19 protein-coding genes are annotated in these 22,784 nt (G+C 71.3%); 10 read left to right on the top strand and 9 right to left on the bottom strand.

Annotated features, from left to right (window positions below):
- Nucleotides 1–4 precede the first annotated feature (4 nt).
- Genes EIY87_RS42055 through EIY87_RS42045 form a run of 3 tightly spaced genes read right to left on the bottom strand, consistent with a single transcriptional unit; the run spans nucleotide 5 to nucleotide 3,089 of the window.
- Nucleotides 5–829 carry a carbohydrate ABC transporter permease gene (locus EIY87_RS42055; RefSeq protein WP_125315535.1) on the bottom strand — a complete coding sequence of 275 codons (825 nt, stop codon included), beginning with the start codon at nucleotides 827–829 and terminating at the stop codon, nucleotides 5–7.
- A complete protein-coding gene (locus tag EIY87_RS42050) occupies nucleotides 829–1,800 on the bottom strand; it encodes a carbohydrate ABC transporter permease (RefSeq protein WP_125315534.1) in 972 nt (323 codons plus the stop codon). The genes EIY87_RS42055 and EIY87_RS42050 overlap by 1 nt, the downstream gene beginning before the upstream one ends.
- Nucleotides 1,797–3,089 (bottom strand): extracellular solute-binding protein, encoded by a 1,293-nt coding sequence (locus tag EIY87_RS42045; RefSeq protein WP_125315533.1) that lies wholly within the window; start codon nucleotides 3,087–3,089, stop codon nucleotides 1,797–1,799. The genes EIY87_RS42050 and EIY87_RS42045 overlap by 4 nt, the downstream gene beginning before the upstream one ends.
- Before the next feature lie 134 nt (nucleotides 3,090–3,223).
- On the opposite strand from EIY87_RS42045, the gene EIY87_RS42040 reads away from it, so the two are divergent.
- From EIY87_RS42040 to EIY87_RS42020, 5 genes are all read left to right on the top strand, one after another.
- Nucleotides 3,224–4,234, top strand: a complete 1,011-nt coding sequence (locus EIY87_RS42040; protein ID WP_166640652.1) for a LacI family DNA-binding transcriptional regulator — start codon at nucleotides 3,224–3,226, stop codon at nucleotides 4,232–4,234.
- Nucleotides 4,235–4,265: 31 nt separating this feature from the next.
- The gene (locus EIY87_RS42035) at nucleotides 4,266–6,563 is read left to right on the top strand and encodes a beta-xylosidase/alpha-l-arabinosidase (protein ID WP_125315532.1); all 2,298 of its coding nucleotides are present in this window, start codon (nucleotides 4,266–4,268) and stop codon (nucleotides 6,561–6,563) included.
- A complete protein-coding gene (locus EIY87_RS42030; RefSeq protein ID WP_225440379.1) occupies nucleotides 6,560–7,783 on the top strand; it encodes an SGNH/GDSL hydrolase family protein in 1,224 nt (407 codons plus the stop codon). The genes EIY87_RS42035 and EIY87_RS42030 overlap by 4 nt, the downstream gene beginning before the upstream one ends.
- Nucleotides 7,784–7,966: 183 nt before the next feature.
- Nucleotides 7,967–8,860 (top strand): Asp23/Gls24 family envelope stress response protein, encoded by an 894-nt coding sequence (locus tag EIY87_RS42025; protein WP_125315531.1) that lies wholly within the window; start codon nucleotides 7,967–7,969, stop codon nucleotides 8,858–8,860.
- 117 nt (nucleotides 8,861–8,977) lie between these two features.
- Nucleotides 8,978–9,526, top strand: a complete 549-nt coding sequence (locus EIY87_RS42020) for a hypothetical protein (protein ID WP_125315530.1) — start codon at nucleotides 8,978–8,980, stop codon at nucleotides 9,524–9,526.
- On the opposite strand, the gene EIY87_RS42015 is transcribed toward EIY87_RS42020, so the two are convergent.
- The 5 genes from EIY87_RS42015 to EIY87_RS41995 all read right to left on the bottom strand — a co-directional run bounded on the left by EIY87_RS42015 (nucleotide 9,523) and on the right by EIY87_RS41995 (nucleotide 16,078).
- A complete protein-coding gene (locus tag EIY87_RS42015; RefSeq protein WP_225440378.1) occupies nucleotides 9,523–10,068 on the bottom strand; it encodes a dihydrofolate reductase family protein in 546 nt (181 codons plus the stop codon). The two genes, EIY87_RS42020 and EIY87_RS42015, sit on opposite strands and share 4 nt — an antisense overlap.
- Nucleotides 10,069–10,134: 66 nt before the next feature.
- A complete protein-coding gene (locus EIY87_RS49415; RefSeq protein WP_125315529.1) occupies nucleotides 10,135–13,203 on the bottom strand; it encodes a helicase HerA domain-containing protein in 3,069 nt (1,022 codons plus the stop codon).
- The gene (locus EIY87_RS42005; protein ID WP_125315528.1) at nucleotides 13,203–13,865 is read right to left on the bottom strand and encodes a hypothetical protein; all 663 of its coding nucleotides are present in this window, start codon (nucleotides 13,863–13,865) and stop codon (nucleotides 13,203–13,205) included. Before EIY87_RS42005 ends, EIY87_RS49415 begins: the two co-directional genes overlap by 1 nt.
- Nucleotides 13,862–15,490 (bottom strand): CATRA system-associated protein, encoded by a 1,629-nt coding sequence (locus EIY87_RS42000; RefSeq protein WP_125315527.1) that lies wholly within the window; start codon nucleotides 15,488–15,490, stop codon nucleotides 13,862–13,864. The genes EIY87_RS42005 and EIY87_RS42000 overlap by 4 nt, the downstream gene beginning before the upstream one ends.
- Before the next feature lie 3 nt (nucleotides 15,491–15,493).
- Nucleotides 15,494–16,078: a TIR domain-containing protein gene (locus EIY87_RS41995; RefSeq protein WP_125315526.1), complete on the bottom strand. Its 585-nt coding sequence runs from the start codon at nucleotides 16,076–16,078 to the stop codon at nucleotides 15,494–15,496.
- 258 nt (nucleotides 16,079–16,336) lie between these two features.
- Here EIY87_RS41995 and EIY87_RS41990 point away from each other — a divergent pair, with 258 nt between their 5' ends.
- The gene (locus EIY87_RS41990; RefSeq protein ID WP_158641456.1) at nucleotides 16,337–17,308 is read left to right on the top strand and encodes an SEFIR domain-containing protein; all 972 of its coding nucleotides are present in this window, start codon (nucleotides 16,337–16,339) and stop codon (nucleotides 17,306–17,308) included.
- Between the two features lie 202 nt (nucleotides 17,309–17,510).
- Here the strand turns inward: EIY87_RS41990 and EIY87_RS41985 are convergent, their stop codons facing one another.
- Nucleotides 17,511–18,110 carry a TetR/AcrR family transcriptional regulator gene (locus tag EIY87_RS41985; RefSeq protein ID WP_125315524.1) on the bottom strand — a complete coding sequence of 200 codons (600 nt, stop codon included), beginning with the start codon at nucleotides 18,108–18,110 and terminating at the stop codon, nucleotides 17,511–17,513.
- Between the two features lie 79 nt (nucleotides 18,111–18,189).
- Between EIY87_RS41985 and EIY87_RS41980 the strand changes: the two genes are divergently transcribed.
- From EIY87_RS41980 to EIY87_RS41965, 4 genes are all read left to right on the top strand, one after another.
- Complete coding sequence (locus tag EIY87_RS41980; protein WP_125315523.1) at nucleotides 18,190–19,476, top strand: cytochrome P450; 1,287 nt, start codon at nucleotides 18,190–18,192, stop codon at nucleotides 19,474–19,476.
- A complete protein-coding gene (locus EIY87_RS41975; RefSeq protein WP_125315522.1) occupies nucleotides 19,473–20,363 on the top strand; it encodes an alpha/beta fold hydrolase in 891 nt (296 codons plus the stop codon). Before EIY87_RS41980 ends, EIY87_RS41975 begins: the two co-directional genes overlap by 4 nt.
- 67 nt (nucleotides 20,364–20,430) lie before the next feature.
- Complete coding sequence (locus EIY87_RS41970; protein WP_125315521.1) at nucleotides 20,431–21,294, top strand: SDR family NAD(P)-dependent oxidoreductase; 864 nt, start codon at nucleotides 20,431–20,433, stop codon at nucleotides 21,292–21,294.
- Nucleotides 21,291–22,766 carry a flavin-containing monooxygenase gene (locus EIY87_RS41965; RefSeq protein WP_125315520.1) on the top strand — a complete coding sequence of 492 codons (1,476 nt, stop codon included), beginning with the start codon at nucleotides 21,291–21,293 and terminating at the stop codon, nucleotides 22,764–22,766. Before EIY87_RS41970 ends, EIY87_RS41965 begins: the two co-directional genes overlap by 4 nt.
- Nucleotides 22,767–22,784 lie beyond the last annotated feature (18 nt).

The raw sequence follows: 22,784 nt of genomic DNA, 5'->3' as shown, positions 1-22,784 counted from the left end.
TGAGTCAGCCCTTCACGGATCCGGTCAGCCCGCCGACGATGCGCCGTTCGGCGAGCACGAAGAACGCGAGCGCCGGGATCATCGACAGCGCGGTGAACGCCAGCACCCGGGCGGTGTCCTGGGAGAACTGGGACTGGAACTGGGCGACGCCGAGGGGCAGCGTGAAGTGCGCGGAGTCGTTGAACACCAGCAGCGGCAGCAGGTAGGCGTTCCAGCTGGTGACGAAGGCGAGCACGGCGACCGTGGTCAGCGCGGGCGCCGACAGCGGCAGCAGGATGCGCCAGAAGAAGCCGAGCCTGCTCGCGCCGTCGAGCACGGCGGCGTCCTCGAGCTCGCCGGGGATGGCGTGCATGAACGGGCGCAGGATCACGATCGTCACCGGCAGGGAAAACGCCGCCTCGGGGATCGCCACGCCCCAGAAGCTCTCGAGCATGCCGAGCTGGCGCAGCCACAGGTACAGCGGCAGCGTCGCCACCGTGAGCGGGAAGAGCAGGCCGAGCGTGAACAGCGTGTACAACGCCTCCCGGCCCTTGAAGTGGTACCGCGACAACGCGTAGCCGGCCATCGAGCCCAAGCCGACGGCGACCGCGGTCGCGATCACGGCGATCAGCGCGCTGTTGCCGAGGAACGTCCAGAACGCGCCCGAGCCGAGGACCGAGGCGTAGTTGTCCGTCACCCACGGGCCGGGCAGCCCGGCCGGGTCGTTGTTGATCTGGGCGTTGGTGCGGAACCCGCCGAGCACCACGAACAGCAGCGGCACCACGGTCACGCCGAGCACGACGATCGCCGCGAGGTAGCCCGTCGCCATGCCGAACCTGCGCGAGCGCATCAGCCCACCATCCTCGTCAGGGCGCCCTCGGTGTCGCGGCGGAGCGCGAACCGCTGGTACAGCAGGGCGAACACGAAGCAGATGACGAACAGGATCACCGCGACCGCCGAACCGAACCCGAACTCGTAGCGCTTGAAGCCGTGGTCGACCAGGTAGGTCGCCATCGTCGTCGACGCGTTCGCCGGGCCGCCGAGCGTCATGATCCAGACGACGTCGAACAGCTGCAGGGACCCGATCACCGAAAGGAAGATCCAGATCCGGATCGTCGGCCCGAGCAGCGGGAGCACGACGTGCCGGGTGGTCTGCCACGCGGACGCGCCGTCGAGCGCGGCGGCTTCGCGCAGCTCGGCCGGCACCCCTTGGAGGCCGGCGAGCAGCAGGATGATGCCGAAGCCGATGTACTTCCACGTGATCACCGCGAACAGCGTGTAGAGCACGATGCCCGGGTCGGCCAGCCACTCGTGGACCAGGCCGCCGAGCCCGGCACCCTTGAGCAGCTGGTCGGTGAAGCCGCCCGGCTGCAGCATCTGCACCCAGATCACCGCGGTGATCGCTTCGGAAAGCACGTACGGCGCGAACACCAGGGCGCGCAGCACCGTGCGGCCCCGCAGCTTCCGGTTGAGCAGCATCGCCAGCCCGATCGACAGCGGCAGCTGCACCACGATCGACAGCCCGGCGATGATCAGGTTGTGCCCGATGGCGCCCTGGAACACCTCGCCCGTGAAAGCGTCGACGTAGTTGTCGAGGCCGATGAACTCGTCGAGCGGGCCGAAGCCGTTCCACTGGAACAGGCTGTAGAACCCGGCGATCCCGATCGGCACCAGGACGAACCCGGCGAACAGCAGCAGGGCCGGCCCGAGCAGCAGCGCCAGCTCGAGCCGCTTGCCCAGGCCGGACCGCCGCGCCCGGGGCCGGGCCGCCGGTGCGGACGGCCGCGCCGCCGTCCGCACCGGGGTCGTCGCCGTGGTCACTTGTTGCCCGCCGCGGCCTGGTTGACGGCGGCCACGATGCCCTCGGGGGTGCCCTGACCGGCGAACATGTTGGCCACCGCGTCGTTCAGCGCCGCGCCGACCGCGGTCGGGAACGCCTTGTCGAAGTACATCTGCAGGTAGGGGGCCTTGGTCCCGTAGTCGAAGACCTCCTTGAGCGTGTCGGTCTTCAGCGACTTCGCCGCCGCGGCGTTCACCGGCAGGCCGGTCCCCTGCGCCGCGAGCTGGGTCTGCACCGGCTCGGAGTTCAGGTACTGCAGGAAGTCCGCGCACGCCTTCGACGCGCGGCTGGTGCAGGCGAAGCCGTCACCGCCGCCGAGCACGGCCGCCGGGTCGCCCTGGCCGCCGGTGACCGACGGGAACGCGAACCAGCCGATCTTCGAGTCCAGCTGCTTGTCTTCGGTCAGCGACGACATCGTGCCGGGCTCCCAGTCGCCCTGCAGCTCCATCGCCGCCTTCCCGTTGGCGACCAGGCCGGCGGAGCTGCCCGCACCCTGCTGGGCGGGCGTGCCGGCGAACCCGGTCTGGAACGGTTGCGTGGCCAGGAAGTTCTTCAGGTCCTGCCCGGCCCTCGTCCAGCACGGGTCCTCGAGCTTGACCGCCTTCACCGACTGCTTGAGCACGTCGGCGGAGCATTCGCGGACCGCGAAGTAGTTGTAGTAGAAGGCGTCCGGCCAGCGGTCCTTGCCGCCGACGGCGATCGGCGCGATGCCCTTGGCCTTCAGCGCCGAGACGGCGGCGTTGAGCTCGTCCATCGTCTTCGGCGGCGCGGTGATCCCGGCCTGGGTGAAGAGGTCCTTGCGGTACCAGAAGCCGACGAAGTGCTGCGCGAACGGCACGCCGTACTGCTTGCCGTCGACCTGCCAGCTCTCGGCGAACTTGCCGGCCTGGCCGATCCAGGACTTGGTCGCGTCGGTGATGTCGGCGAGCTTGCCCGACGTGACCTGCGAGGCCAGCTCACCCGCGCCCCAGGACTGGTAGACGTCCGGTGGCTCGGCACCCTGCAGGGCGAGGGGCACCTTCGTGGGGAAGTCCTCGTTCTGCAGCGGCTGCGCCTTGATCGTGACATCGGGGTGCGCCTGGTGGTAGTCGGTGACCACCTTCTCCCAGATCGACTTGATCGGATCGGTGGTGCCGTTGTGCCACCAGGTGAGGGTGACCGGCCCGCTCGGCTGAGCGGGCGCGTCGCTCCCCCCGCTGCACGCCGACAGCGCCAGCGGGACGACGGCCGCGAGAGCGGCGAGAACGGGGATCCGGCGTTTTGCGAACATCGTGGGTCCACTCCTGACGACTTCGGCCGAGTTGGACGGGGCGTGACAGCGCCCGGGTTGGCGAAGAGTCTGCACCTGGGGCAAATCGGATGTCAATCGTTGTCGATAACGTTTTCCATGGTTAGTCTGAGCCGATGCAGCCCAGCTCGAGGGTGACCATCCGTGACGTCGCGGCGCGTGCCGGTGTCTCGGTGGCCACGGTTTCCAAAGTGATCAACGAGCGCTACGGCGTTTCGGCCGCGACGCTCGCTCGGGTCCGAGCGGTCATCGAAGAACTCGGCTACGAGGCCAGCCTCGTGGCGCAGAGCCTGAGAAACCACCGCACCAACGTCATCGGCATCCTGGTCGCCGACCTGGAACCGTTCTCGACCGAGCTGCTCAAGGGAGCCGCGGACGCCATCCGCGGCAGCGGTTTCGAGCTCGTCGTCTACTCCGCGGGCGGGCGCACCGGCGACCCGTCGGGCTGGGAGAAGCGCTACCTCTCGCGCCTGTCCGGCACCCTCGTCGACGGCGCCGTGCTGGTCACGCCGGCCGTCTCGCTCGAAGCCGTGCCCGGCACGCCGGTGGTCGCGGTCGACCCGCACACCGGGCCGTCGCACCTGCCGACCATCGACTCCGACAACCTCCGCGGCGCGCAGCTGGCCACCGAGCACCTGCTGGACCTGGGCCACCGGCGGATCGCGTTCCTCGCCGGACGGCCCGACCTCGAATCGGCGTCGCTGCGCAAAGCGGGCTACCTGCGGGCGCTGGAAGCCGCGGGCGTGCCCGCCGACGAGAACCTCATCCGGATCGGCGCCTACGACCCGGAAGTCTCGGCGGCCTCGGCCCACGACCTGCTGACCGGCCCGGACCGCCCGACCGCGGTGTTCGCCGCGAACGACATCTCGGCCATCGCGACCGTCGGCGCGGCCCGCGAACTGGGGCTTTCGGTGCCGGACGACCTGTCCGTCGTCGGCTTCGACAACGTCCCCGAGTCCGCGCTCTGCAGCCCGCCACTGACCACAGTGGACCAGCCCATCCGCGAGATGGGCCACCGCGCGATCAGCATGCTCATCGCCCTGATCAACGGCGACGAGGTCGCGCGCACGCACGTCACCCTCGACACCGGCCTCGTGGTGCGCCACTCGACCCGGGCCCTCTCCTGAACCTCAGCTCCTGACGAAGGGCGGAAAACCCTTGACCACGCAGCCCACCACGGCTTCCGAGCCGTGGCGCGACCCCACGGCCGACCCGGGCGAACGCGTCCGCGCGCTGATGGCGCGCATGTCCCTCCGCGAGAAGCTCGCCCAGCTCTACGGCGTCTGGGTCGGCATCGACTCCGGCGGCGAGATGGCCCCGCACCAGCACGAGTTCGTCGACGCGGCGCTCGACTTCGACGACCTGGTCCGGCACGGCATCGGCCAGCTGACCCGCGTGTTCGGCACCCGGCCGGTCGACCCGCTGATCGGCGCGCACAGCCTGGCGCGCACCCAGCGGCAGATCGTGTCCAGCAGCCGGTTCGGGATCCCGGCCGTGGTGCACGAAGAGTGCCTGACCGGCCTGGCCGCGTGGCAGGCGACGATCTACCCGGCGCCGCTGTCGTGGGGTGCGACGTTCGACCCGGACCTCATCCGCCGCATGGGCGAGCGGATCGGGCAGACCATGCGCGCCCTCGGCGTGCACCAGGGCCTGTCGCCGGTCCTCGACGTCGCCCGCGACCTGCGCTGGGGCCGCGTCGAGGAGACCATCGGCGAGGACCCGTACCTGGTCGGCACGATCGGCAGCGCCTACGTCGCCGGGCTGGAGTCGGCCGGGATCATCGCGACCCTCAAGCACTTCGTCGGCTACTCCGCCTCGCGCGCCGGCCGCAACCTGGCCCCGGTTTCGGCCGGGCCGCGCGAGATCGCGGACGTCCTGCTCCCGCCGTTCGAGCTGGCGCTGCGCGCGGGCGCGCGCTCGGTGATGAACGCCTACACCGACACCGACGGCCTCCCCTCGGCCGCCGACGCCTCGCTGCTGACCGATCTGCTGCGGGACACCTACGGCTTCGACGGCACGGTCGTCGCCGACTACTTCTCCGTGGCGTTCCTGCACCGGCTCCACGGCGTCGCGGCCGACCGCGCCGACGCCGCCGGCCAGGCGCTGACCGCGGGCATCGACGTGGAACTGCCCACCATGGACTGCTACGGCGAGCCGCTGCTCGCCGCGGTGGAAGGGGGTGCGGTCGACGCCGCCGCCGTCGACCGCGCCCTCGAACGGGTACTGCGGCAGAAGTGCGAACTGGGCCTGCTGGACGCGGACTGGGCGCCCGAGGTGCCGGAGGAGATCGACCTCGACGACGCCGAGTCGCGGGCGCTGGCCCGCGAGGTGGCCGAAAAGTCGATCGTGCTGCTGCACAACGACGGCACGCTCCCGCTCTCCCCCGGCGCTCGCGTCGCCGTGGTGGGGCCGCGCGCGGACGCCGCGGGCGCGATGCTCGGCTGCTACTCGTTCCCGTTGCACGTCGGCGTCCACCACCCCGACGTCCCGTTCGGCGTTTCGGTGCCGACCGTGCTGGAGGCGCTGCGGCCGTCCTACGACGTCACCTACGCGCTCGGCTGCCCGGTCACCGGCGGGGACGACGCCGGGATCGCGGAAGCCGTGGCGGCGTGCGCGGACGCTTCGGTCTGCGTGGCCGTGCTGGGCGACCGGGCCGGGCTGTTCGGCGGCGGGACGTCCGGCGAAGGCTGCGACGCGCCCGACCTGCGGCTGCCCGGCCGGCAGGAGGAACTGCTGGACGCGTTGCTGGACACCGGGAAGCCGGTGGTCGTGGTGCTGCTTTCGGGCCGTCCGTACGAGCTTTCCCGCCAGCTCCCCCGGCTGGCCGCGGTCGTCGCCGGGTTCTACCCCGGCGAGGAGGGCGCGACGGCGCTGGCGGACGTCCTCAGTGGACGGATCGACCCGGCGGGCAGGCTGCCGGTGAGCTTCCCGGCGGCCGGCGCGAGCCAGCCGTCGACCTACCTGTCCGCGCCGCTCGGCCGGCGCAGCGAGGTCAGCACGGTCGACCCCACGCCCCTCTTCCCGTTCGGCCACGGGCTTTCCTACGCGCCGGCGACCTGGCTGGACGTCAGCGCGACGGGTTCGGTCTGGCCGACCGACGGCGTGTGCCGGGTCCGGGTCACCCTGCGCAACGACCACGACCGGGAGACGTCCGAAGTCGTCCAGGTGTACCTGCACGACCCGGTCGCCGAGGTCGCGCGGCCCGAGCGCCAGCTGATCGCCGCCCGCCGGGTCACCCTGGCCCCGGGCGCGACCGAGGTGCTGGACATCGGGCTGCACGCGGACCTGACGTCCTACACCGGCCGCGCGGGCCGCCGCCAGGTCGACCCCGGCGACGTCGAACTGCGCGTCGGGACCTCGAGCGAGCAGATCGTCGCGACGCTGCACTGCACACTGACCGGGCCGCGCCGGCACGTCGGCTTCGACCGGGTCCTGGCGCCGGAGTTCTCGCGGTGAGACGCACCGCGCTGATCGCGGTGCTGGCGGTGCTGACCGCGTTGTTCGCGGGTGCCTCGGCCCGGCCGCCGTCGTCGCACTGGGTGGCGACGTGGACGTCGATGCCCCAGCTGACCGAGCCGGGGAACCTGCCGCCGGCGCCGTACACCGGCACGGACCGGGTGCTGGACAACGCTTCCCTGCGGCAGACGGCGCACGTCACGGCCGGCGGGCCCCGCATCCGCCTGCGGTTCTCGAACGCCTTCGGCGGCGCGCCCTTGCCGCTCTCGGCGGTCACGGTGGCCCGCCCGCTCGCGGGGGCCGCCGGGGTGTCGTCGGTCGTCCCGGGCAGCGTGCTGCCGGTGACCTTCCACGGCAAGCCGTCGGTGTCGGTCCCGGTGGGCGCGCAGGTGGTCTCGGACCCGCTGCCGTTCCCCGTGCGGCCCTTCGAGAACATCGCCGTGACGACGTATTTGGCGCAGGGGCAGGCTTCGCTGTCGGTCACCTCGCACCCGGGCTCGCGCACGACGTCGTACCTGGTGCCCGGCAACCAGGTGGCGTCGGCGGACCTGACGGGCGCGACCCCGGTGGACCACTGGTACTTCCTGAGCGGCGTCGAGGTGCTGTCCCCGGCTTCGGCGGTGGCGGTGATCGGCGACTCGCTCTCCGACGGCCGCGGTTCGACGACGAACGGCAACGACCGCTGGCCGGACGTGCTCGCGTCCCGCGTGTCGTCCGCGGTGCTGAACCAGGCGGCGGGCGGCAACCGCGTCCTGCAGGACGGCCTGGGCCCGAACGTGCTGGCCCGCCTGGACCGCGACCTGCTCGCCCAGAGCGGCGTGTCGTGGGCGATCGTGTTCGAAGGCGTCAACGACATCGGCACGGCGACGCCGGCCGCCGCCGCGGACGTGGCCGGGCAGCTGATCGACGCCTACGACCAGATCCTCGTCCGCGCCCACGCCGCCGGCATCGACGTGTACGGCGCGACCCTGACCCCGTTCGGCGGCAACACGAATTACGACACCCCGGAACGCGAGGCGGCGCGGCAGCGGGTGAACGCGTGGATCCGCGAGCCGGGCCATTTCGACGCGGTCCTCGACTTCGACCGCGTGGCCCGCGACCCGGCCGCACCGGCGCGGCTGCTGCCGGCCTACGACGTCGGTGACCACCTGCACCTCAACCCCGCCGGATATCGCGCATTGGGTTCGAACGTGCCGGCCGGGCTATTCCGGAAAGGGTGAAAGAAATGTCCACCGGGCGGAAAGTGGACAATTCCTGGACGTAGTTCCCGAGCGCCGGATATCCGTTGGGACACAAGCGAGTCTCGAAGGTGGGGGCCTGTGCCGCGGGTCACAGGCTTCACCCTATAGTGGCGCCCGTCTGTTCGTCCTCACAGTGAGTCGTCGCTCCCGGGAAGGGAAACCATGTCCGACGTCATCAACAGCATCTTCGGCCGCCCCAAGAACGAAACCCCCAGCTCCGGCGGGTACGCCTACGGCACCGCCGAGCCCGAACCCGTCGTCGCCGAAGCCCCGGCCGACACCGTAGAGGAGACGGATTCCGCGGCCGAGGCCGAAGCGACCGCGGAAACCGCCGAGGACGCGGCGGGCTCCGAAGAGGACACCGCCGAAGCCGAAGAGGACGACACGGATTCGAACGCCGTGGCCGAAGACGACAGCGAGGCCGACTCCGACGCGGACGCGGTCGCCGAGGACGAGACCGACGCGGACGCGGTCGCCGAGGCCGAGACCGACGCCGAGGTCGAGTCCGACGCGGACTCCGACGCGGACTCCGAGGCGGACTCCGAGGCGGACTCCGACGCGGACTCCGAGGCCGACACCGAGGCCGACTCCGCCGAGGACGACACCGACGCCAACGCCGTCGTCGCGGAAGAAGCCGAAGCCGAAACCGAACCGGCCGCGGAAGCGGAGCCGGTCACCGAAGACGCGCCGGCCGCCGAGGCGGTCGTCGCCGAAGCCGAAGCCGTGGTCACCGAAGCGGCCGCCGAGACCCGGCCCGCGGCCGGCACCCGCGGCAGCACCACGGTGGCCGACGGGGTGGTCGCGAAGATCGTCACCCGCGTCGCGGCCAAGGCCGAAGGCGTGCACAGCGTCGCCGAAGACGGCATCACCATCGAACTCGCCGACGAGGTCGCCTGGATCACCATCCCGCTGGTGATCGACTTCGGCCACGCGGTCAAGGCGCTCGGCGAGCAGATCCGGGTCGCCGTGATCGACGCCGTCGAGCAGTACCTCGGCCTGGACGTCGAGGTCGTGGACGTGCACGTCACCGACATCCACTTCCCGGAAGCGGACTGATCCCCCGGTGCCCGGTCCCCCACCCGGGACCGGGCACCGGTCCGCAACGGACCCGGCGCGCCGCTCGACCGTAGGTAGACTGCCGTTGCGCACGGTAACGGATCGGGAAGGCGGCACATGCCCATCGACAAGGTCAGGGTGGATCTGGGCTGGGGCCCGGCGAAGCTGTCCGGCGAATGGCGCCCGGACCAGGCAGAACGCGATGCGGCGTGGGAACTGTACGTAGAGCTGGTCACCCGCATCACGGTGGCCCCGCTGGCCCCCGGCCACGGCATCCTGCGCGAGGCGCTCAGCTCGCTGTACCAGCTGTTCGGGGTGACGCGGGAGATCCTGCGCAAGTACGGCCCTTCCGTGGCGAAACCGCCCCGGAAGGGCGAATACCGCTTCGGGCACCTGGCGATCTGGATGCTGAACGCGGCCCTGCGCCCGGTACTGGCCCACTGGCACCCGGCGCTGCAGGAGTGGGAAGCGTCCCGGCCCGAGGGCACGGCGGTCGTCGTCCACGAGGCGGCGTGGGAGCGGTCGCAGGAGCTGCGCGACGAGCTGGAGAAGCTGCGGCGGGTGCTGCTGCAGTACGCGGAGATCTTCGCGACGGTGTGCGAAGCGCCGGCGTTGATCGACGCGACGCACGCGATCCTGGAGCAGTACGCGGCCGAGCAGTCCTAACGCGACACTTCGAAGCGCAGGTGGGTGACACCGCGGTCCTCGAGGCGGCGCACCAGCCGCAGCTCGACCGGGTCCCCTTCCCCGAACAGCCGCCGTCCGCCGCCGAGCAGCACCGGGACCAGGTGGATGTCCAGCTGCCCGGCCGCCAGCAGGGCCTGCGCGGCGCCCGCGCCGTGCACCATGACACCGCGCTCACCGGCCGCCGCGCGGGCTTCTTCGGCGCACGCCACGACGTCCGTGAAGTACCGGGTGCTGCCGGGTGCGGGGTCGGCCGGGTCGACGCGGTGGGTCAGCACGTGGATCGGCACGCCGTCGTGGTGGTCGCCGCCCCACCGGCCGGCCAGCTCGTACGTCCGCCGTCCGGCGATGATCGCCCCGGTCGCCGACGCCTCGCGGTACACCTGGCCGCTGGGTCCGTCGCCGTGGCGGTGGTCGAGCCAGTCGAACAGCCGGCCGCCGCCGCGGCCCAGCTCCTGGCCGGGCCGGTCGTCGGGGCCGGCGATGTAGCCGTCGAGGGACATGCTCATGTAGAGGCGGATCACGGGGTGCTCCTCGGGTCGGGTGCGCTTCACCCCTGCGTCGAACGGCCCCGGCCCGGATCGACACGCTCACGACTCCCGGGCGCGGGCGATCACCTCCTCGAGCCGCAGCGGGCTCGCCGGGTGGTGGCTCAGGCACAGCGGCGTCGCCACCTGCCGGAAGCCGAACGCCTCCCCCGCCACGTAGAACTGGGCCCGCTCCAGCCGTGAGATGTCCGCGACCGGGCTCCCCTTCGCGCGCGCCAGCTCGTTGGCCGCCGCGATCTGCGCCGGGCTGTTGAGGCGGCCGAAGAACTGCGTCATGGCGTTGCCGACCACCTGGTTGTGCAGCCCCTTGGGCGCCTGCGTGGCGAACAGCAGCCCGAGCCCGTACTTGCGGGCCTGGGACGCGAGCACGATCGTGCTGCGCGTACTGGCCGTCAGACTCCCCGAAGACGCCATCGTCTGCGCCTCGTCCATCACGAACAACGCCCCCAGCGGCCGGTCCCCCGCCGGGTTGCGCTTGATCCAGGCGAACAGCTCCATCTGCAGCTGGTTGACGAAGTTCTGCCGCTGCTCCTCCGCCTGCAGGCCGACGAAGCTGATCACCGAAACCCGCGCCCGCTTGCCCTCGGCCGGCGTCAGCAGCACGCCCGGGTCCACCGGTTCCCCGCCGCCCGCGAAGAGCGGATCGTTGACCATCGCCGCCTTGAGCACCTCGGCCAGCCCGGCCGCGATCCGCTTGGCGTCGTTGAGGTTGCTGACGTCTTCGGGCAGGTCGGTCAGCAGCTCGATCAGCTCCGGCAGGCTCCGCGACCCGGTCCGCGCGTGCTCGACCACCGCCTGCCGCAGCACCGCCAGCCCGATGTTGGTCTTCGCGGTGCTCCCGGTCAGCCGGGCCTGCGGCGCCAGCGTCGCGACCGCCACCTCGACGGCCGCGGCGAACTCGTCGGAGTCGTCGAGCACCCCGGCGAAGTCCGGCAGGGGCTGGAACGCCAACGGCCGCCCGGTCACCCGCCCCGGCGTCCAGACGACGACGTCCGTCTCGGCGAGATAGCGCTTCGCCAGCTGGGCGTCATCGGGCCCCCAGCTCTCCGGCGGCGCCGGCCAGGCGTCACCGAGGCGAGCGAGGTCGTTGTTGGGGTCCAGGACGATCGCGGAAACCCCCTGGAGAGCGCACTCCTCCACGATCCGCCGCAGCAGCACGGTCTTCCCGGACCCGGACCCCGCGAAAACGGCGGCGTGCTTGCGCAGCGCGGAAAGCTCGACCCGCACCGGCTCCCCCGAGCCGACGACGCTCCCGAGCGTGATCTCCCCCTCCGCGGGCGGCGGGTGCGTCCCTTCGGCGGGCTGCCCCGACGGCTTCTCCGGCAACACCGCGGAAAGCAGCTCGGACCGGCTCGCGGGCCGCCGGTCGATGAGCCACTCGTGCAGCTCGCGGCCGCCGTTGGCGAGCATCTTCTGCAACGCCCAGAACGTCCGGACGTCGGACGCGCTCGGCGGGATGGTCTTGCCGCCCGCGGTCGTGAACTTCTCGACCTCCTCGCGGGTCTTGGCCCCGCGACCCCAGGCGTCGCGGAGGATGACGAGGTGGCGGTTGTCCGCGCCGTGCAGCTGCCCGGCCGCGGAACGCGCCTTGCGGAACCGGCTCAGCGCGGCGCGCGGGTCCTTGGCCGCGATCACCCGGAACGCCCAGTGCTCCTGGAGGTCCGCGGCCTCGACCACGGTCCGGGTGAGCCAGGCGTGCACCTCGCTCCGCCCGTTCTGGCGCTCGCACGACCATTCCATGTCGTCGTCGCCGACTTCGGTGACCCAGCACCGCAGCGCGGCGGAAAGCAGGCCCGGCATGGCCTTGTCCACGGCCTTCTCGGCGAGCAGCGCGCCCGGGTCCGCTTCGGCCTGCAGCTTCTCGAATTCAGCGTCGAGTTCCGCGAACCGGTCGTGCTCGACGGCGGTGCGCACCGGGACGACCGGCGCGGGTGCCTTCTCGTCGAAGGAGGTGAGCTCCTGGACCTGACCGGCGCGCAGGCACAGTTCGATGTGCGCGCCGATGCGCTTCAGCAGCTGCCGCGGCGTCCACTGGTCCCACGGCTGAGCGAACGCCACCGGCGCGACCGGCCACGTGGGGTGCGGCGGCGTGAACCCCATGGCCTCGTACGCGACTCCCAGCCGCTTCGCCACCAGCGCGCGTCCCACCTCGGCGTCGAGGATCCGGCCGAGGGTGACCGACTCGCGGAACCGGTCCGGCACGGTCCCGGCCGACTTGGCTTTGATCTGGTCCCACGTGCTGGGCAGGCAGGTCATGACCGTGAGCGTCTTGTGCGTGACTTCGCGCAGGCCCATCAGCCCGTCGGCGATCTGCGCCACGAGCAGGCTTTCCTCGGTGTTGTCCCCGATTTCCTGGGTGCGCTGGGCGGACCGCGCGACGAGGGTGTCGAGCTGGTCCACCGCGATCACGACGGGCCCCGTGAGGGCCAGCAGCCGGGTGATCTCCCGCACCAGGACCCGTGCGGGCTTGGGTCGCGAGTAGATGTTCCACTGCCGGGCTTCCGGCGTGAGCTGCTCGTCGCCGTCGAGGAAGTCGTCACCGATGTACTTGGCCCCGCGGTCCTTGCTGGCGATCAGCACGAGGGCGCGCGCGGTGTCGCCGCATTCGTCCGCGACGACCGCGTCGAGGGACTCCACGCCCTCGATGAACGCTTCCAGGTCGTCCGGGGTCAGTCCGCGGCCACGCCGGATCCGCTCCTCGATGCCGGCGTCGACGTGCGCCCGCAAGCACACGCGGAGCAGGAAGCGCTTCAGCTGCGAGTCGCCGGAGTCGTCCGGGCGGGCCAGCCCGCGGCGCAGGGCTTCGGCCGTGTTTTCCCAGAAGGCGTCGGCGGCGGTGACGTCGTCGAGGAAGAAGTAGCCCCGCGCGCGGTGGACCTGACGGCGGACCAGGCCCAGCAGGTGGGTCTTGCCGACTCCCTTGAGCCCGCGCAGGACGAGGCCGATCGGACTGGGCCCGCCGCTGGTCACGGCGTCGCGGATGCCCGTGTCGATCGCGGCGAGCGCGTCGGCGTGCAGGCCGTCGACGTGGTACGGCGAATCCACCCAGACCTGGTCGGGTGTGTCCGCCCAGTCGAAGCTGAGGGTCGCCAGCGCTTGGAGCTCGTCCATCACAACGCCTCGATCGAGAGCAGGTGGTTGTCCTCACCGCCGATGCGGATCGCCGCCTCGTGGTCGGCCGCGGTCAGTGCCTTGCGGTTGTCCTCCGGTACGAGGTGCACCTTGCCCGCGCTGCTCAGCCGCTTGAGCACGGCGTCGACCTCCGCCGCCGGCGCGCCGAGCTTCGGGCGCAGGTCGACCAGGCCGACCCAGCCGCGGGGTTCCCGCACCAGTTCGCGGTAGGCGACGCGGATGCGGGTTTCGAGGTCGCCCTCGGGTTCCGGGCGCGATTCCGGTGCGGTGCCGACCGGACCCGTGCTCGCCGGGTCGAAGACGTCCGCCAGGCGCAGGTTCCGCCGGCGGAGGAACTCGTCGAAACCGCCGAGCACGACGTAGAGCGCCGAGCAGAGCGTGCTCAGCGGACGGGGCGGCGGCGGGTTCCCCTCACCGATCTCCTTCTCGCACCACGCCCAGCCGCGGTCGGTCAGCTGGTGGACGAACGTGCGGCCGACCTTTTCGCTCGTGATGTACCCGGTTTCGTTCAGCTGGGTGCGTTCCTTGCCGGTCAGCGTGAAGCCCACCCGCTCCTTCAACTCCGGGTTGGGCACCTCGCGGCCCAGGACCATCAGCGTGAACATCGCCGCGGTCTGCTTGTGTCCCAGACGGTCGGTCATTCGAGATCCTTCCGGTGCTGCGTCGTGGTTTTCGCTCGGGTGTCGAGGGTTCGCAGCAGCCAGTCGATCGACTGGCGAACCCCCGGCGGGGCCGCGTGGTGGTCGTCGCCGTTCGCGACGCGGGGTTTCACCGCCACCGCCAGGTCCGCGGCCAGGTCGTGGGTGCGCCCGCTGTCGCCCGCGCCGACGGCGGCCTGCATGGCCGTGACCAGCTCTTCGACGAGGTCCCAGCGCGACGGCCGCAGATGCGCTCCGCGGACTTCGCCGAGCAGGCCCGCGAGGTCGAGGTCGTCTTCCGGCTCGACCAGCGCGGTGAAGCCCTTCAGCTGGCCGACCAGTTCGCGGGCCACCTCGGCCGGCCCGCGCGAGTCGGTCAGCCGCAGGTACCGCAGGTTGCCGACGTAGCCCGGGAGCGACGCCGCGTCCGTGCCCGCCGTCAGGATCGGGATCACGCGGCGGTCCTGGCCGAGGGTGCGGTGCAGGAACAGCTCGACCTCGGCCGCCTGCCAGCGGCTGACCTTGCCGTCGACGACCAGGCACAGGTGCTTGGCGTCGTCCTCGGCGCGGGCGAGCAGGGAACGGTCACCCGAAAGCGATTTCACCGCGCGGACGTCCCGCTTCTTCAGCTCGGTGACCAGCTCGTTCGCCGGGCCGACCGCGCCTCTCGGGATGCTGACGCGCAGGTCGTGCTTGAACTCCCGGCGGCTCGTCCGCACAGCGGCGACGTAGGCGTCGCGGTTCTCGGCCAGCAGATCCGTGCGGTCCAGCCGGCAGGCGATCACGGCCGCCACCGTCTCGAGGGCGAACCCGATCTGGTCGGCGCTGGGCGTCTGTTCCGACAGCACCGGCAGCTGCTCGCCGAAGCTCCAGTAGGACACGTACGGCAAAGTGAGGTGGCGGGCCATGGTCGCCGGGTCGACGGTCTGGTCGAGCCAGCTCCCGTACAGCTCGGCCGTCTCGTCGACGACGATGCCGCGCCACGTTTCCGACCGGTCGTACTCCTCGCGGTTGTCGAACCGCGACAGCACCGGCAGCACGGTCAGCCGCGAGCGGTCGAACGGCAGGCGGTTGCGCGCCGCGTCGGCCCGGCGGGCGGCGTCCATCGCGCCGAGGATGCTCTGCCGGTTGGCGGTGAAGAGCAGGACGAGGTGGTCCGGCAGGTGCGCGGTGCAGATGCCGCCGATGTCGGAGATGCCGGTGCGGCTGTCGATGAGCACGAAGTCGTAGCGCGTGACCCAGTGCTCGCGGCACTCCTCGAGGTATTCGCCGAACCCGTCGTCGTACAGCGCGTCCCAGTCGATCTCCTGCAGCTGCCCGAGGTAGCCGGGCTCCTCGCGGCCGGCCGCGACGAAGTCGAGCACGCCGGCGTCGTCGAGCCGCTGGACGTGCGCGTCCGGGGCGAACCGGCCCCGCCGGAAGTCGTCGACGATGTCGACCACGCCCCCGCTCGGCCGCTTCGGCAACCGCGGCCGGAAGTAGTCGGCGAGGCCGGGCGCTTCGAGGTCCCAGTCCAGGCAGAGCACGCGGTGCCCCCACCGGGCCAGCAGCACGGCGATGTTGGCCAGCGTGAAGCTGCGGCCGACCCCGCCTTTGTAGGAGTAGAAGGTGAAGACCGATCCCGGCATCCGTCAGAACCTCGGCATTCGTGCCCGGCTCGGCGGTTCCACGACCGGGGTGCTGACCGGCCAGTCGCCTCGCCACTCCGGTGCCCGGTCGATCAGCTCCTCCAGTTCCGCGGCGATCTGCTTGATCCGCTGGTTGAAGTCGAGGTAGGCGGGCGCGGTCTGGAAGTGCTCGAACGGGTGGTTCCACTGCTGCAGATCCCGCGGGCGCCGCTCGTGGGCCCAGTCCGGGAAGTGCTGGGAGTCGCAGAAGATCACCGGGTAGATCAAGGGCAGCCGCTGCTCACGCGGCTCGGCGGTGGCCAGCGCTTCACGATCGGCCATCGAGAACCACTCGGCCAGGCACCATTCGTCCCGGAAGTACTTCGGCGAGCAGACCGGCACGAGCACGCGCGAACGCAGCAACGCACCGCTCAGTTCGTCGGGCCAGCGGGCACCGACCCGCACCTCGTCGTCGAAGAAAATCCGAACGTCTTCGTAACGATTGTTGTCGAGCACTTCCAGGAGACGCGGGTGGAAATGGTTGCGGATCCACTCGGATATGTCGCTCGCGGAACGGCGGTAGCTGATGAACACGTCGTACTCGTACACGCGAGCCGCCACTCCTTCACCGCTCCCCACCAGGCGGATCCGATCCTAGATCCGCGCCGCTCCCCCGAAGAAGGCGCTAAACCGGACAGATCCAGGACAATAACTGGCCACCCGTCACAGCGACCCCGAAACGCACCTCTTGACAATCCGTCGAGCCACGGATATACGACAGGCGAACACCGGAAAGAACGGGGAGTTGTTTCCGGAATACCGATCTCCCGGATCGGTGAATCACCGCCCGATCCCGAGGAGCCACCGATGTCCGAGCGCGAGGCGCCCCGGGTGTTCATCAGCTATTCGCACGACACCGAAGAGCACAAGGCGCAGGTCCGGAAGTTCGCGACCCTGCTGCACAGCCGGATCGGCCTGGAGGTCGTCCTCGACCAGTGGCAGGACAACGTCCGCGTCGACTGGTCGTTGTGGGCCACGCGGAACCTCAAGGCGGCCGACTTCATCATCGTCGTGGCGTCGCCCCTGTACCGGGCTCGCGCCGACGGCGATGCCCCTCCGGATGAAGGCCGCGGCGCCCAGTTCGAGACCGCCATCATCCGCAACAAGCTGACCAAGGACCTCGACGACGGCACCCGCCGCGTGCTTCCCGTCGTCCTGCCCGGTGGGTCGATCGACGACATCCCCGAATTCCTCAACCCCTACTCCATGACGCGGTACGAGATCTCGCAGATCACCGCCGACGGTGTGGCCGACTTGCTCGGCGCGATCATCGGGCGGGGGCAGCACACGGCACCGCCTCGAGGGGTCTGGCGCGGAGGCGAGCTCGAAGCCCCGCCCGTGCACGCCGGCGAACTGCCGTGGTCGTGCGCCAGCCAGGGCATCCGGCGCGGCCCGGCCTCGATCGGCGGCGTGCGGTACGAGAACAGCATCGTCCTGCGGCCGTCGATCCCGGCCGCGACCGGGCCGGGGTACGTCGAACTCGACCTGGGCGGCCACTACGAGCGGTTCACCACGGTCGCCGGGGTGCTCGACGACGCCCGGGACCCCCACCAGGTCGGGCACCTGCGCGTGGTCCTCGACGGCACGCCCCGCTCGGCGCACAACGTGGCCCCCGGAAAGCCGGCGGAGATCGACGTCGACGTCTCCGGCGCGCGCGTGCTGCGCTTGGAGATGTCCCGCCCGAGCCCCACGGCATCGCCGTTCGGCTCCGCGGCCGTCGTCGTCACGCGGCGAGGACGGCCGCCGGAACTCGGTCTCGGCGACCCGGTGGTGACGTAGGGTCTGTATCGAAATCGGCGTCGGTGCGGACAGCCGGCGGGTGGTCCGCCCACCCGCGATGTCATGAAAGAGTCGTTCACCTCGCCAGACGACATGAACGACCCTTTCATGACATCCCCGCGACGCCGGGCAGACCACGCGGCCAGGAGGCGGGCCACGGTCGCCGAACGGCTCTGAACGATTTCGATACAGGCCTAGCCGCTCACGGGGTGTCGACCACGGGCCCCAGCAACGCGATCGACGCCCGCACCGCCACCTCGGTGACGTCCCCAGCCCTCCCGCCGTCCTCCACCGTCGTCGCGATCAGCTCCCGCAGCCCGCCCAGCAGGATGATCGCCATCTGCCGCGACGGCGGGCTGATCCCGGCCGCCCGCAACGACGGTGTGTCCGTCAGGCGCTGCGTCATCGCGATGAACCCCTCCATCGCGTCGCGCTGCAAGTCCCGGGCCGCGGCGCCCAGCGCGGGTACGTCGCGGATCCAGCTCAGGGTGATCGCCGGTTCCGATTCCGCGCAGGCGATCCAGGACTCGATCGCCTGGCGCACCTGAACGTCCCACGGCGCACCAGGGTCCACCGCGTCCGAGATCTGCTGGATCATCGCGCGGTTAGCGTCGGCCAGCAGGGCGATCAGGCACTCCTCGCGGCTCGAAAAGTGCTCGTAGAACGTCCGGCGGGAAGTGCGGGCGCGGCGGACGACGTCGGCCACCGTCGTGTCGCGGAAGCCGGTTTCGGTGATCGACTCGGCCAGGCCGTCCAGCAGGCGCTGGCGGTGCCGGCGGGTGTCGACGTCCACGGCAGTCACCCCTTCCTCTTGAAACCGGATGGTACACCGGCGTACCGTACCGACGGTACGTTCGCGTACCACCTTTCCGGGAGGGTCGATGACGACCATGACAAGCGCGGTGACGCTGCCACCGGGACCGAGCGTGCCCCGCGCCGTCCAGGGCGCCTACGCGCTCACCCAACCCCTGCGGGGCATGCGGCGGCTCAAGGAACGCTACGGCGACGCCTTCACGGTGAACGTGCCGATCTTCGGCAACGCCGTCGTGCTCGCCGACCCCGCCGAAATCAAGCAGCTGTTCACGTCCGGGCCCGACCTCGTCGACAACCTCGAAGTCAACCTCGGCCGCGTCCTCGGGCCGCGGTCGCTGTTCGCCCTCTCCGGTGACGAGCACAAGCGGCAGCGCAAGCTCCTGGTACCGCCCTTCCACGGCCGACGGCTCGCCGCCTACGAACAGATCGTCGAAGCCGAAACCGTCCGCGAACTCGCGAGCTGGCCGGACGGCAAGGAGTTCGCGACGCTGCCGTCGATGATGCGGATCACGCTGAACGCCATTCTCCGCGCGGTGTTCGGCGCGGAAGGGGCCGAATTCGCGGAGCTGCGCGAACTGCTCCCGCCGTTCGTCACGCTCGGCTCGCGGCTGGCCGTCCTGCCGATCACGAAGAAGGGCCGCTTCAACCCGTGGCGCCGCTTCGAACGGATGCGCCGGGACTACGACGCGATCGTCGACCGGCTGATCGCCAAGGCCCGCCCGGACGGCGACGACGTCCTCGCGATGATGCTGCAGACCCGCCACGACGACGGCTCCGGCCTGACCCGCGACGAGATCGCCGACCAGCTCCTCACCCTGCTCACCGCCGGGCACGAGACCACCGCGACCACGCTGGCCTGGGCCGTCGAACGCCTGCGCCGCCACCCGGCGATCCTGCGCGAGCTCACCGAAAGCGACGACCTCCTCGACGCGACGATCCTCGAGGTCCAGCGCACCCGCCCGGTCATCGACCTCACCGCCCGCCAGGTCAAGCAGGACGGCTTCCGGCTGGGCCGGTGGACCCTGCCCAAGGGCTACAACGTGCTGGTCAGCATCGCGCTGGTGCACGACGACGACGCCGTGTTCCCGCACGCGGCCACCTTCGACCCGCACCGCTTCGACGGCGCGCGGCCGGATCTCTACCAGTGGATCCCGTTCGGCGGCGGCACCCGCCGCTGCCTGGGCGCCGCGTTCGCCACCATGGAGATGACCGTCGTGCTGCGGACGCTGCTGCGGGACTTCACGCTGGTCCCGACGAGCGAGCCCGGCGAACGCTGGCACTCGAGGGGCGTGGCCTACGCCCCCGCCAAGGGCGGCCGCGCGGTCGTGCGCCGCCGGACCGGAGGAGAGCAGTGACCGACCAGACCGCCGACGCCGGCCGGGGGATTTCCCTGGCCTACGAACGGATCGGGGACGCCGGCGCCGACCCGCTGGTCCTCGTCGCCGGCCTCGGCCAGCAGCTGCACAGCTGGCCCGACGCCTTCTGCGCGCAGCTCGCCGGGCGCGGCTTCGAGGTCATCCGGTTCGACAACCGCGACGCCGGGCGCTCGACGCACCCGCGCTTCCGGCCGCCGAGCCTGCTCGGCATGCTCGCGGGCCGGTTCCCCGCGCAGCAGTACGACCTCCTGGACATGGCCGCCGACACCATCGGCCTGTTCGACGCGCTGGACCTCGAGACCGCGCACATCGCCGGCGTGTCGATGGGCGGCATGATCTCCCAGACGGTCGCGGCGCGGTACCCGGACCGGATCCGCACCCTGACGTCGATCATGTCGACGACCGGGTCGCGCCTGCTCGGCCGCCCCGCGCTCTCGACGTTGCGGATGATGGGCGCGAAGCCGCCGAAGTCGCGCGAAGAGGCCGTCGAGAGCGCGGTCCGGATGTTCCGGCACATCGGCTCGCACGGCTTCCCGTTCGACGAGGCCTGGGTGCGCGAGACGGCCGGGACGGGCTGGGACCGCGACCCGACCGCCGGCGGCGTCGGCCGCCAGCTCGCCGCGATCATGAAGTCCGGCAACCGGACCGCGCTGCTGCGGAACATCACCGCGCCGACGCTGGTGATCCACGGCGACCGCGACCGGATGGTGCACCCGACCGGCGGCGGCGCGACCGCCCGCGCGATCCGCGGCGCCCGCCTGGAAACCGTCCCCGGCATGGGCCACGACCTGCCCGAAGGCGCGTGGCCGACCATCCTCGACCTCATCGACAAGCACGCGAGGAGCAGCGATGTCACGGCCCCGTAGTGCCGAACCGGCCGAAAGCAGGCGGAAACGGTCCGCAGCCGATCCGCACGACGCAACGGTTTCCGCCGTGGCTGCCGCCGGATCGGCACGCAAACGACACAGCATCACTGGCCGGCCCGTGGTGATCACCGGCGCGGCCTCCGGGATCGGCCGCGCGCTGGCCACCCGGCTGTCCCGCCTCGGCTCGCCGGTCGCGCTGGCCGACGTCGACGAAGACGGCCTCAAGGCGACCGCTGCCGCGCTGCACGGCCGCGTGCTGACGCGCGTGCTCGACGTCCGCGACGCCGAAGACCAGCTGCGCTTCGCCGCGGAAGTCAAGGACTGGACCCCGGCTCCCCTGGCGGCGGTGTTCAACAACGCCGGTGTCGCCGTCACGTCCACGGTTCTCGACGCCGTCATCGAGGACGACGACTGGCTGCACGACATCAACTTCCACGGCGTCGTCCACGGCACGCGCGCGTTCCTGCCGATCCTCGTCGAGCAGGGCGAAGGCGCGATCGTGAACACCTCCAGCGTGTTCGGCCTGCTCGGGATGCCGCACCAGAGCGCGTACTGCGCGGCGAAGTTCGCCGTGCGCGGGTTCACCGAGTCGCTGCGCCAGGAACTGCACGGCTCCGCGGTCCGCGCGATCACCGTGCACCCCGGCGGCATCACGACGAACATCGCGCGCAACGCCCGCGTCCGGCGCGACCCCACCGGGCTGGGCCGCAGCCGCGAAGAGATGGCCGCGCAGTTCGAGGCCATGACCATGACGTCGCCGGACAAGGCAGCGGCGATCATCCACGCCGGCGTCGACCGCGGGAAGGCCCGCATCCTCGTCGGCCCGGACGCCTACCTGTTCGACGCGCTCGCCCGCATCACCCCCACCCACTACAACGCCGTGCTGTCCCGCGTGATGCGGCGCCCGCGGCGGACGGAGGCCCGCCGATGACCGAGCACGTCGAAGTCCTGATCGTCGGCGCCGGGCTGTCCGGCGTCGGCGCGGCCCACCACCTGCGCACGGCGTTCCCGCGCAAGACGTACACGATCCTCGAGGCGCGCGACGCCATCGGCGGCACCTGGGACCTGTTCCGCTACCCCGGCGTCCGGTCCGATTCGGACATGCAGACCCTCGGCTACCGGTTCCGGCCGTGGACCGACGCCAAGGCCATCGCGGACGGTCCGTCGATCCTGAAGTACGTCCGCGACACCGCGGCCGACGCCGGGATCGACCGGCACATCCGGTTCGGGCACAAGGTCGTCCGCGCCGCATGGTCCACAGAGGACGCACTGTGGACGGTCGAGGCGGTGCACGACGGGAAGCCCGTCGAGTTCACCGCGAAGTTCCTGTACCTGTGCAGCGGCTACTACGACTACGCGGGCGGCCACACCCCCGAGTTCCCCGGCGTCGAGGAGTTCGGCGGCACCGTGGTGCACCCGCAGCAGTGGCCCGAAGACCTGGACTACACCGGCAAGAAGGTCGTCGTGATCGGCAGCGGCGCCACCGCCGTGACGCTGGTGCCGGCGATGACCGACCGCGCCGAGCACGTGACGATGCTGCAGCGCTCCCCCACCTACATCCTTTCGCTGCCGTCCGAGGACGCGCTGGCCAACCGGCTGCGCGCCCTGCTCGGCCCGCGGCTGGCGTACCCGATCGCGCGCTGGAAGAACGTCGCCGTCAGCACGCTGATCTACCAGCTCAGCCGGCGCCGCCCCGGCGTGGTCAAGGCGATGATCCGCAAGGCCGCGATGAAGCAGCTGCCGCCGGGCTACGCCGTCGACACCCACTTCAAGCCGCGCTACCAGCCCTGGGACCAGCGGCTCTGCCTGGTGCCGGACGGCGACCTGTTCCGCTCGATCAAGCGCGGCGACGCTTCGATCGTCACCGACCGGATCGCTTCCTTCACCAGGACCGGGATCCGGCTCGAATCGGGCGGCGAGCTCGAAGCGGACGTCGTCGTCAGCGCCACCGGGCTCAAGCTGCTGGCCTTCGGCGGCATCGACCTGGTCGTCGACGGCGAGCCGGTGAAGCTGCCGGAAACCATGGCGTACAAGGGGATGATGCTCAGCGGCGTGCCGAACTTCGTCTTCACGATCGGGTACACGAACGCGTCCTGGACGCTCAAGGCCGACCTCGTGGGCGAGTACTTCGTCCGGCTGCTGCGCCACCTCGACCGGCACGGGTACGACCGGGCCGTGCCGGTCAACGACGACCCGGCGGTCACCGAGCGGCCGCTGCTGGACTTCGACGCCGGGTACGTGCTGCGCTCGATCGACGAGTTCCCGAAGGCGGGCTCGCGGGCGCCGTGGCAGCTGGGCATGAGCTACGCGCACGACGTCGTCAAGCTCCGGCACGGCAAGATCGACGACGGCGCACTGCGGTTCTCGCGACGGGAGGCGGGAGCGGGCAGACTGGGCGCATGACGCTCGGAACCGCGCCCG

Origin of the sequence: Amycolatopsis eburnea, assembly GCF_003937945.1 — a bacterium.
GTDB lineage: Bacteria > Actinomycetota > Actinomycetes > Mycobacteriales > Pseudonocardiaceae > Amycolatopsis > Amycolatopsis eburnea.
The sequence above is the reverse complement of the archived record's forward strand: the minus strand, read 5'-3'. Positions and strand labels throughout refer to the sequence as shown.

Coding starts and splice junctions, on each gene's coding strand:
- EIY87_RS42025 (WP_125315531.1), top strand. CDS start 7,967: ATGTCCGACGTCATCAACAGCATCTTCGGCCGCCCCAAGAACGAAACC.
- EIY87_RS41990 (WP_158641456.1), top strand. CDS start 16,337: ATGTCCGAGCGCGAGGCGCCCCGGGTGTTCATCAGCTATTCGCACGAC.
- EIY87_RS42055 (WP_125315535.1), bottom strand. CDS start 829: ATGCGCTCGCGCAGGTTCGGCATGGCGACGGGCTACCTCGCGGCGATC.
- EIY87_RS42045 (WP_125315533.1), bottom strand. CDS start 3,089: ATGTTCGCAAAACGCCGGATCCCCGTTCTCGCCGCTCTCGCGGCCGTC.
- EIY87_RS41965 (WP_125315520.1), top strand. CDS start 21,291: ATGACCGAGCACGTCGAAGTCCTGATCGTCGGCGCCGGGCTGTCCGGC.
- EIY87_RS42020 (WP_125315530.1), top strand. CDS start 8,978: ATGCCCATCGACAAGGTCAGGGTGGATCTGGGCTGGGGCCCGGCGAAG.
- EIY87_RS49415 (WP_125315529.1), bottom strand. CDS start 13,203: ATGGACGAGCTCCAAGCGCTGGCGACCCTCAGCTTCGACTGGGCGGAC.
- EIY87_RS41980 (WP_125315523.1), top strand. CDS start 18,190: ATGACGACCATGACAAGCGCGGTGACGCTGCCACCGGGACCGAGCGTG.
- EIY87_RS42005 (WP_125315528.1), bottom strand. CDS start 13,865: ATGACCGACCGTCTGGGACACAAGCAGACCGCGGCGATGTTCACGCTG.
- EIY87_RS42000 (WP_125315527.1), bottom strand. CDS start 15,490: ATGCCGGGATCGGTCTTCACCTTCTACTCCTACAAAGGCGGGGTCGGC.
- EIY87_RS42040 (WP_166640652.1), top strand. CDS start 3,224: ATGCAGCCCAGCTCGAGGGTGACCATCCGTGACGTCGCGGCGCGTGCC.